Annotated in this window: 9 protein-coding genes and 1 pseudogene; 5 read left to right on the forward strand and 5 right to left on the reverse strand. The window is 71.0% G+C overall.

Going from position 1 to position 9115, the window contains the following annotated elements:
- Positions 1-105 precede the first annotated feature (105 nt).
- Complete coding sequence (locus ACWC2T_RS17435) at positions 106-1344, forward strand: FAD-dependent monooxygenase (protein WP_450671213.1); 1239 nt, start codon at positions 106-108, stop codon at positions 1342-1344.
- A gap of 34 nt (positions 1345-1378) precedes the next feature.
- Here ACWC2T_RS17435 and ACWC2T_RS17440 read toward each other — a convergent pair whose 3' ends face one another.
- Positions 1379-2428, reverse strand: a complete 1050-nt coding sequence (locus ACWC2T_RS17440; RefSeq protein WP_450671214.1) for a LacI family DNA-binding transcriptional regulator — start codon at positions 2426-2428, stop codon at positions 1379-1381.
- 245 nt (positions 2429-2673) lie between these two features.
- On the opposite strand from ACWC2T_RS17440, the gene ACWC2T_RS17445 reads away from it, so the two are divergent.
- The 3 genes from ACWC2T_RS17445 to ACWC2T_RS17455 are packed head-to-tail and all read left to right on the forward strand — an operon-like array spanning position 2674 to position 5800.
- A complete protein-coding gene (locus ACWC2T_RS17445) occupies positions 2674-3825 on the forward strand; it encodes a Gfo/Idh/MocA family protein (RefSeq protein ID WP_450671215.1) in 1152 nt (383 codons plus the stop codon).
- Positions 3822-4973 carry a dihydrodipicolinate synthase family protein gene (locus tag ACWC2T_RS17450; protein WP_450671216.1) on the forward strand — a complete coding sequence of 384 codons (1152 nt, stop codon included), beginning with the start codon at positions 3822-3824 and terminating at the stop codon, positions 4971-4973. Before ACWC2T_RS17445 ends, ACWC2T_RS17450 begins: the two co-directional genes overlap by 4 nt.
- Positions 4970-5800 carry a sugar phosphate isomerase/epimerase family protein gene (locus ACWC2T_RS17455; protein WP_450671217.1) on the forward strand — a complete coding sequence of 277 codons (831 nt, stop codon included), beginning with the start codon at positions 4970-4972 and terminating at the stop codon, positions 5798-5800. The genes ACWC2T_RS17450 and ACWC2T_RS17455 overlap by 4 nt, the downstream gene beginning before the upstream one ends.
- A 51-nt stretch (positions 5801-5851) precedes the next feature.
- Here ACWC2T_RS17455 and ACWC2T_RS17460 read toward each other — a convergent pair whose 3' ends face one another.
- Positions 5852-6076 (reverse strand): DUF397 domain-containing protein, encoded by a 225-nt coding sequence (locus tag ACWC2T_RS17460; protein WP_450671218.1) that lies wholly within the window; start codon positions 6074-6076, stop codon positions 5852-5854.
- A 143-nt stretch (positions 6077-6219) separates the two neighbouring features.
- Between ACWC2T_RS17460 and ACWC2T_RS17465 the strand changes: the two genes are divergently transcribed.
- Positions 6220-6441 carry a hypothetical protein gene (locus ACWC2T_RS17465; RefSeq protein WP_450671219.1) on the forward strand — a complete coding sequence of 74 codons (222 nt, stop codon included), beginning with the start codon at positions 6220-6222 and terminating at the stop codon, positions 6439-6441.
- 264 nt (positions 6442-6705) lie between these two features.
- Here the strand turns inward: ACWC2T_RS17465 and rbsD are convergent, their stop codons facing one another.
- The 3 genes and pseudogenes from rbsD to ACWC2T_RS17480 all read right to left on the reverse strand — a co-directional run.
- On the reverse strand, positions 6706-7086 hold the full coding sequence (gene rbsD, locus ACWC2T_RS17470; RefSeq protein ID WP_450671220.1) for a D-ribose pyranase: 381 nt from the start codon (positions 7084-7086) through the stop codon (positions 6706-6708).
- Positions 7083-8072, reverse strand: coding sequence for a ribokinase (locus ACWC2T_RS17475; protein ID WP_450671221.1), 990 nt, complete (start codon positions 8070-8072; stop codon positions 7083-7085). Before ACWC2T_RS17475 ends, rbsD begins: the two co-directional genes overlap by 4 nt.
- A gap of 58 nt (positions 8073-8130) precedes the next feature.
- Positions 8131-8438 (reverse strand): annotated as a pseudogene (locus tag ACWC2T_RS17480) (substrate-binding domain-containing protein); the annotation flags it as partial.
- Between the last annotated feature and the right edge of the window lie 677 nt (positions 8439-9115).

Consider the following 9115-nt stretch of genomic DNA (forward strand, 5'->3'; position numbering starts at 1 on the left):
CGAAAGGCGGATCCGGGTGCCCGACCCCACGGGCACCCGGATCCATATGCCGGAACCCGTGACGGAAGCGATGTTCCGGTGTGGCCGTGACGACGGAGGTACCGGATGAGGATCGTCTGCGTGGGCGGAGGCCCGGCCGGGCTGTACTTCGCGATCTCCGCGAAACTGCGTGACGCCGGTCATGAGATCACCGTGATCGAGCGCGACCCGCCGGAGGCGACGTACGGCTGGGGTGTCGTGTACTGGAACGATCTGCTGGACATCCTGCACCACAACGACCCCGAGAGCGCACGCGCGGTGAGCGCCGGTTCCGTGCTCTGGCAGGACCAGGAGATCCGCGTGCACGGCAGCCGGCACGACGGCACGGCGTACTTCGGCGGCTACGGCTACAGCATGGGCCGCGCCGCCCTGCTGGACGTCCTGACCCGCCGCGCCCGCTCGCTCGGCGTCGACGTCCGGCACGGGGAGTGGCTCGCCGACCCCGCCGACCTGCCCGAGGCCGACCTGATCCTGGCCGCCGACGGTGCGGGCAGCAGGATCCGGCAGAGCCGCGCCGAGCGCTTCGGCACCCAGGTGGAGACCGGCCGCAACCCCTACATCTGGCTCGGCACCGACCAGCAGTTCCAGAGCTTCGTCTTCGACTTCGAGGAGACCCCCGCGGGCTGGATCTGGTTCCACGCCTACCCGTCGGTCAAGGGCAGGATCAGCACCTGCATCGTGGAGTGCTCACCGCAGACCTGGCAGGGACTGGGCCTCGACACGCTCGACCCCGAGGACGCCGTGCCCCTGCTGGAGAAGATCTTCCACCGCGCCCTCGACGGCCACTCCCTGATCAGCAGATCACGCGGTGAACCGGCGAAGTGGCAGCGCTTCCAGCACCTGCGCAACCGGACCTGGGTCGACGGCAACGTCGTCCTGGCCGGCGACGCCGCGCACACCACCCACTTCACGCTCGGCTCCGGCACCCGGCTCGCCATGATCGACGCGATCGTGCTGGCCCACAGCCTCGCGCAGTACCCGGATCCGCGGGCGGCGCTGCGCGCGTACGACGAGCACCGCCGCGCCGAACTGCACCCCGTACAGGCCGGAGCGCGTTCCAGCATGGCCTGGTTCGAGCACCTGGACGACTACCTGGACCGCGACCCGGTCTCCTTCGCCTACGCCATGGCGGTGCGCCAGGGCCACCAGACCCCCTGGCGCTACCAGCTCCACCTCGCCACCCAGATCTCCGCCATTCGCAGGGCCCGCCGGGCCTACGACACCGGTAAACGCTGGTACCGGGACCGCAGGAGGGGCGAGGCACCACTGCCGCTGCTGGGACGGTCACTTCCCGGCGGACAGTGAACGGTGCGTGGCTGGGAAACCCCTCTGCGGCCACTCAAACCCGGGGCACCCCTGAAGATCCCCGCACCATCAGCTCCCCCCGGATCACAGCGATGGCGCCCGGCGGCGGCTCCTCCAGGCCCATCGCGATACGCCCGGCCCGCGCCCCCGCCTCGCCGAGAGGCAACCGCACGGTCGTGAGAGAAGGCACCGCGTCCACACTGAACGGCAGATCGTCGAACCCGGCGACCGACACGTCCTCGGGAATCCGCAGCCCGGAGTCCCGCAGCGCCGCGCACGCCCCCAGCGCGACGGAGTCGTTCGCGGCGACCACGGCGGTCAGGGACGGGTCGCGGCGCAGCAGCTCCAGCGTCGCCTCGTACCCGGACTGCCGGTCGTAGCGGCCGTGCACCGTCCAGCGCGGGTCCTCCTCGACCCCCGCCGCCGCGAGCGCCGCCCGGTGGCCCTCCAGCCGGTGCCGGGTCGTCGTACGCTCCTCGGGGCCCGCGATGTAGCCGAGGCGGCGGTGGCCCAGCCCGAGCAGATGCTCGGTGAGCCGGCGCGCGCCGCCGCGGTTGTCGAAGGTGAGCGCGACGGCGTCGGTGCCGGGCGCCGGCGGCCGGCCGCACAGCACCACCCGGGTGCCGGCCTCGGCGAGCTTGCGCAGCTTCGCCGCGACCGCCGCCGCGTGCGGCGCGTCCTCCACGGCCCCGCCGGTCAGCACCACGGCCGCCGCCCGCTGCCGCTGGAGCAGGGTCAGGTACGTCAGCTCACGCTCCGGTGAGCCGCCCGTGTTGCAGACCACCGCGAGCCGTTCCCCGCCCGCCCGGCCGCCCCCGACGCCCCCGATCTCGGCCTGAATGGCACTTGCCATGATCCCGAAGAAGGGGTCGGCGATGTCGTTGACGAGGATGCCGACCAGATCGGAGGTGGCCGCGGCGAGGGCGCTCGCCGGGCCGTTGAGGACGTAGTCCAGTTCGTCCACCGCCCGCAGCACCCGCTCGCGCGTGGAGGCGGCCACCGGGTAGTTGCCGTTCAGCACGCGCGACACCGTCGCGGGTGAGACCTGGGCGCGGGCCGCCACATCCGCCAGGGTCACCGTCATGTCGTCGTCCTCCGGTCGCGCATCGTGTCGTACGCCCTCGTAGACAGCCAGGTCGTGCTGCTGGTTCCGAGAATCCGTCGAGCAGACCTTAAAGCCATGGCCCCCGGTTGTTCGCCCCCTCGAACAACTCGAAGGGGACACGGTCTTGTACGGACCACCGTCCAGAGGCTAGCTTCTCAGTGTAGAAAGCGCTTGCTGTAAGAGCTCTGGATGTATCTGGGTGTTGTTCGACAGAGGGGACTGACGTGACACGCAAGACGGTGCGTATCGCCATGAACGGCGTGACCGGGCGCATGGGCTACCGCCAGCACCTCGTCCGGTCGATCCTCGCCCTGCGCGACCAGGGCGGCCTCGACCTCGGCGACGGCACCGTGCTGTGGCCGGAGCCGATCCTGCTCGGCCGCCGCGAGCAGGCCCTGCGGGAGATCGCCGACCGCCACGGCCTGGAGCACGTCTCGACGGACGTCGACGCGGTCCTCGCCGACGACAGCGTCGACATCTACTTCGACTCCCAGGTCACCTCCGCCCGCGAGGAGGCCGTCAAGAAGGCGATCGCGGCCGGAAAGCACATCTACACCGAGAAGCCGACGGCGACGGGTCTCGACGGCGCCCTGGAACTGGCCCGCCTGGCGCGGGAGAAGGGCGCCAAGCACGGCGTGGTCCAGGACAAGATCTTCCTGCCGGGCCTGCTGAAGCTGAAGCGGCTCATCGACGGCGGCTTCTTCGGCCGGATCCTCTCCGTCCGGGGCGAGTTCGGCTACTGGGTGTTCGAGGGCGACTGGCAGCCCGCCCAGCGTCCCTCCTGGAACTACCGTGCCGAGGACGGCGGTGGCATCGTTGTCGACATGTTCCCGCACTGGGAATACGTCCTGCACGAACTGTTCGGCCGCGTGAAGTCCGTCCAGGCCCTCGCCACCACCCACATCCCGCAGCGCTGGGACGAACAGGGCAAGCCGTACGACGCGACGGCGGACGACGCGGCCTACGGCGTCTTCGAGCTGGAGGGCGGCGCCATCGCCCAGATCAACTCCTCCTGGGCGGTGCGTGTGAACCGCGACGAACTGGTCGAGTTCCAGGTCGACGGCACCGAGGGCTCGGCGGTGGCGGGACTGAGGAAGTGCCGGGTGCAGCACAGGTCGGCGACTCCCAAGCCGGTGTGGAACCCCGACATCCCGGCCACCGAGGTCTTCCGCGACCAGTGGCAGGAGGTACCGGACAACGGGGACTTCGACAACGGCTTCAAGGCCCAGTGGGAGCTGTTCCTCAGGCACGTCTTCGCCGACGCGCCGTACCACTGGGACCTGCTGGCCGGCGCCCGTGGCGTCCAGCTCGCCGAACTGGGCCTGAAGTCCTCGGCCGAGGGCCGCCGGATCGACGTCCCGGAGATCTCCCTGTGACCATCCAACTCCCCTCCGCTGACGGCACCTTGCGGACGTACGAGCCCCGCACCGAACCGCTTGCAGTCTCGCCCGGCACCCCCTTCACCTCCCGTACGGTCTTCTCGGCGGCCCACGTCGTGGCCGACCCGTACGCCGACGTCTCGCCCGACTCGCCCGCCGCCGTCGACTGGGACGCCACCCTCGCCTTCCGCCGCCACCTGTGGTCCCACGGACTCGGCGTCGCCGAGGCGATGGACACCGCCCAGCGCGGCATGGGCCTGGACTGGGCGGGCGCGGCCGAGCTGATCCGCCGGAGCGCGGCCGAGGCACAGTCGGTCGGCGGCCGGATCGCCTGCGGGGCCGGCACCGACCAGCTCACGGGCGGCACCCTGGCGGAGATCCGCGCGGCCTACGAGGAACAGCTCGCGGTGGTGGAGGAGTCGGGCGCCCAGGCGATCCTGATGGCGTCGCGCGCGCTCGCCTCTGCGGCGAAGGGCCCCGAGGACTACCTGGAGACCTATGGCCATCTCCTGCGCCAGTCCGCCGAGCCGGTGATCCTGCACTGGCTGGGCCCGATGTTCGACCCGGCACTGGAGGGCTACTGGGGCTCGGCCGACCTCGACGCGGCGACGGGGACGTTCCTGCAGGTCATCGCCGCCCACCCGGACAAGGTGGACGGCATCAAGGTGTCGCTGCTGGACGCGCAGCGCGAGATCGCCCTGCGCCGCCGCCTCCCCGACGGGGTCCGCTGCTACACCGGCGACGACTTCCACTACCCCGAGCTGATCGCGGGCGACGAGCACGGATTCAGCCACGCCCTGCTCGGCATCTTCGACCCGCTGGGCCCGCTGGCGGCCGAGGCGGTACGGGTGCTGGACACGGGGGACACGGCAGGCTTCCGGGCCCTGCTGGACCCGACCGTCGAACTGTCCCGCCACCTCTTCAAGGCCCCGACCCGCTTCTACAAGACGGGCGTGGTCCTCCTGGCCTGGCTCGCGGGCCACCAGGCGCACTTCACCATGGTGGGCGGCCTGCAGTCGGCCCGCTCCCTCCCGCACCTGGCCCGCGCCTACGAACTGGCCGACGGCCTGGGCCTGTTCCCGGACCCGAAGCTCGCTCAGGAGCGGATGAAGAACCTGCTCGCGCTGCACGGGGTGAACCAGTGACCGACCTGACGCGCTTCAGCATCAACCAGATGACGGTGAAACAGCTGTCGATGCCGGAACTGACCGAGGCATGCCTGGCGTTGGGCGTCACCCAGGTGGGCCTGTGGCGGGAGCCGGTCCAGGAGTACGGCCTTGACGCCACGGCGAAACTGGTCCGGGACGCGGGCCTGACGGTGACGACCCTGTGCCGGGGCGGCTTCCTCACGGCGATCGATGCCGAGGAGCGGGCGGCGGCACTGGCGGACAACCGGCGTGCGGTGGACGAGGCGGCCGCCCTCGGCACCGACACCCTGGTCCTGGTCTCCGGCGGCCTGCCGCCGGGCAGCAGGGACCTGCGGGCGGCCCGCGAACGCATCGCCGACGCCCTGGCCGAACTGGGCCCGTACGCCGAGGACCACGGTGTCCGCCTGGCCATCGAGCCCCTGCACCCCATGTACGCCGCCGACCGCTGCGTGGTGTCGACGCTGGCCCAGGCCCTGGACCTCGCCGAACGCTTCCCCGCCCGGCAAGTGGGCGTCACGGTGGACACGTACCACATCTGGTGGGACGACCAGGCGCCGGCGCAGATCGCCCGTGCGGGCGCGAGCGGCCGCATCCACACCTTCCAACTGGCCGACTGGGTCACCCCGCTGCCCGCGGGCGTCCTCAACGGCCGGGGCCAGATCGGCGACGGCGCGATCGACATGCGCGAGTGGCGGGGTTACGTGGAGGCGGCCGGCTACACCGGCCCGATCGAGGTCGAACTCTTCAACGAGCGGCTGTGGGTCCGGGACGGGCGGGAGGTGCTGGCGGAGACGGTGGAGCGGTTCCACGGCGCTTTCCTGTAGGCGCGGCTTGGGGCTTGCCCGGTCGACGGTCCGGGGCGAGCCCTTCGCTTGTCAGCCGTGGATGCGGCCCTGCTTGACGGCGGTCACGAAGGAGGTCCAGCCGTGGGCCGAGAAGATCAGCGCAGGGCCGGAGGTGTCCTTGCTGTCGTGGACGGGTACGACGGTGTGGCCGCAGGCGACTTCGAGGCACTCGCCTTGGTCACCGCCGCTGTGGCTGGACTTGTACCACCCGGTGAGCGTGGACGAGTCGTTGACGGTGTGCTCACTGCTGACCATGTACGTGTTCCTCTGCTGCCGCCCTGACGAGGGCCAGTGACTGCTTGTGCGACAACGCGTCGCTCAAGGCCAGAGCGCAGGCGGTCTGACAGGCACTCACCAGGGCTGGATCATCCATCACGGACGGCAAGCCCTGCTACCTCATGGGTGACGGAGCGGGGTACATCTCCCGGCTCGCGGACCAGATCGAAAGTGTGCAGCTCGGTATGGCGGACGGTCTGCTGGGCCACGCGGCCGAACTGCTCGCCGAGCAGCGGCTGACCGGTGAGGAACTGCGCTATCTGGCCCGGCGGCTCAGCGAGTCCCTGGCGGACGTCAAGCGGATCGCGGAGAGCAGGGGTGCGCGGCTCGTCCGGAAGGAGTGAACGGCCGGACGCGTTCCCTCGTGCCACAGACCGTCGCCGAGCGGCCCTCGCCCGAGGCAGGCACAAAGAATCTTGAGATTGCGTGCAACCCTTCCCGGCGTCAGGGTGTCGTAACTGTCATCAGAGCCCGGGAGGGGACCCGGGGGGGGATTCACGGGGCTCTGGTACGGAGGGGAAAGCCGAGGGGGTGGCCCCGGTCGACGGACCGGGGCCACCCCCTCGAAACATCCCGGACGATGCCTGGCGAAACCCCCGGGACGGTGCCTAGAAAAACCCCCCGCACCGCAGCAGCACATTCGCGTACGGCCGTGCCTCGCCCGTGCGGACCACCAGCCGTGCGCCCGCCGAGAGCTCCTTCAGGCGTTCGTGCGGGACCAGGGACAGCCCCGGGAAGTGGCCGTCCAGCAGGGCCCGGTTGCGCCCGCGCAGCTCCTCCGCCGCCGTGGCGCCCTCCACCACCAGCTCGGCCAGCAACCCCTCCACCACCTCCGCGAACGACGGCACCCCGGCGCGGAACGCCAGGTCCACCACGCGCGGCCCGTCCGGGATCGGCATGCCCGCGTCGCACACCAGCACCCCGTCCCCGTGCCCCAACTCGGCGAGGGCGCCGGAGAGATGGCGGTTGAGTATGCCCGCCTTCTTCACAGCGATGCACCTCGCTGCGAGTCGCCGGGCGCCTGGTCCGAGCCCCGGCCGGGGGTCCGGAGGTCAGCCCACGGGACGGCACGGCACAGGGCCTCGACCTCCTCCGCCGTCGGATACGACTCCTGCGCGCCCCGTTTCGTCACGGCTGCCGCCCCGACCCGGGCCGCGTAGGCCGCCGCCTGAGCCAGCGAGGCACCCGTGCCCAGCCGCCAGGCCAGTGCCGCCGTGAACGCGTCCCCGGCACCTGTCGTGTCCACCGCGTCCACCTTCACCGACGCCACCCGCGTCACCGTGGACCCGTCACACACCAGCGCCCCCTCCGCGCCCAGCGTCACCACCACCGACCGCGGACCCTTGGCCAGCAGCAGCCGCGCCCAGTCCGCCGGGTCCTCGCTCACGCAGGCCTCGCCGAGGATCACCCGGGCCTCGTGCTCGTTGACGATCAGCGGGTCGCAGGCCGCGAGCACCTCCGTGGGCAGGGGCCGCGGTGGGGACGGGTTCAGCACGAAACGGCTGTCCGGGGACAGGTTCCGTACGACTTCCACGACCGTCTCCAGCGGGATCTCCAGCTGCGCCGACACCACCCGCGAGGCCAGGAACAGGCTCACCGCCGCCCGGACGTCCACCGGGGTGAGCCGGGCATTGGCCCCCGGCGACACCACGATGCTGTTGTCCCCCGAGGGGTCCACGGTGATCAGCGCCACGCCCGTCGGCGCCCCGCCCACCAGCACGCCGACCGTGTCGACCCCGGCCGCGCGCAGGGAGCCCAGCAGGAGCCGGCCGTAGCCGTCGTCGCCGACCCGGGCCAGCAGGGCCGTACCGGCGCCGAGCCGGGCGGCGGCGACCGCCTGGTTGGCGCCCTTGCCGCCGGGGTGGACGGCCAGGTCGCCGCCGAGCACCGTCTCGCCGGCGGCCGGCCGCCGCTCGACGTCGATCACCAGGTCGGCGTTGGCCGAACCCACGACCAGCAGGTCGTAGCCGTACATCAGTTGACTCCCCTGATTCCCGTGATTCCCCGGACTTCCCTGAGAGACGCCCCCGTTGTCAGCCGCTGAAACCGGCCACATTGTCCTTCGTGACCACCTTCACCGGTACCTTCACCGTCGGCTCCACCTTCTTGCCCCGGACCGCCTTCAGCGCGTTGTCCACGGCGATCCTCCCCAACTGCGTCGGCTGCTGGGCGACCGACGCGTACAGCGTGCCGTTCCTCACCGCCGTCAGCCCGTCCGGGGTGCCGTCGAAACCGACGACCTGCACGGACTTCCCGGCCTTGGAACCGAGCGCCTTGACCGCGCCGAGCGCCATCTCGTGGTGCGGTCGAAGTCGGCTGGCTGCTGGGCCACCACCGGGATGCGTACCGCCCCCGCGCAAGGGCGCGTCGACGGTGAGCTCCAGAACTTCGAGGACGGTCCCGCCGGCGAACAAGGTGGGCATGCGCAGAGCGAGCACGTACCCGACCACGCGCGCGTCCTGCTCGGCGACCAGGAACTCGGCACCGCCGTTCACGGCCGCATCGAGGACACGAGGAAACGTGACGCGGTCGAAGACGTCACGCTGGGGGCGGTAACTGGTCACGAGCCCGCCGAGCAGTTGGTAGACGTCAGCGGCGTCGGCGGGCCGACGGCGCTAGCGTCGTCGATTGGCAGCTTTGGGCCACACCCGGGACGGAAGAGGCCCGCAAACCGGGGCCGACACCTCAGACGCATGGCACAAATCCGCCAGACGCGCGCCGTTACGCCGCTGCTCTCGTCCGTCTCAGTGACCGTTGTCAGACCCCACCGATACCGTCGGATCACCGCTCAACGAATCGCGACGTCTGGGGGCCTCGCGGCTCTGTGGCGGGGTTGTGACGTAAGGCGGTTGCACGTGCGATGACCAGCTGTGAACATGGCAAGGGTAGAAACGACTGTTATCAGCCCGTACGGGGGAGGCCAGATGAAGTTCGACATGGGTGCGCAGACGCTGTCGACGTTGATGCGTGATTCGCGGGGTTCGAGTCAGGATCTGGGGACGTTGATCCGGCAGTTGG

The organism is Streptomyces sp. NPDC001393, from assembly GCF_053597455.1.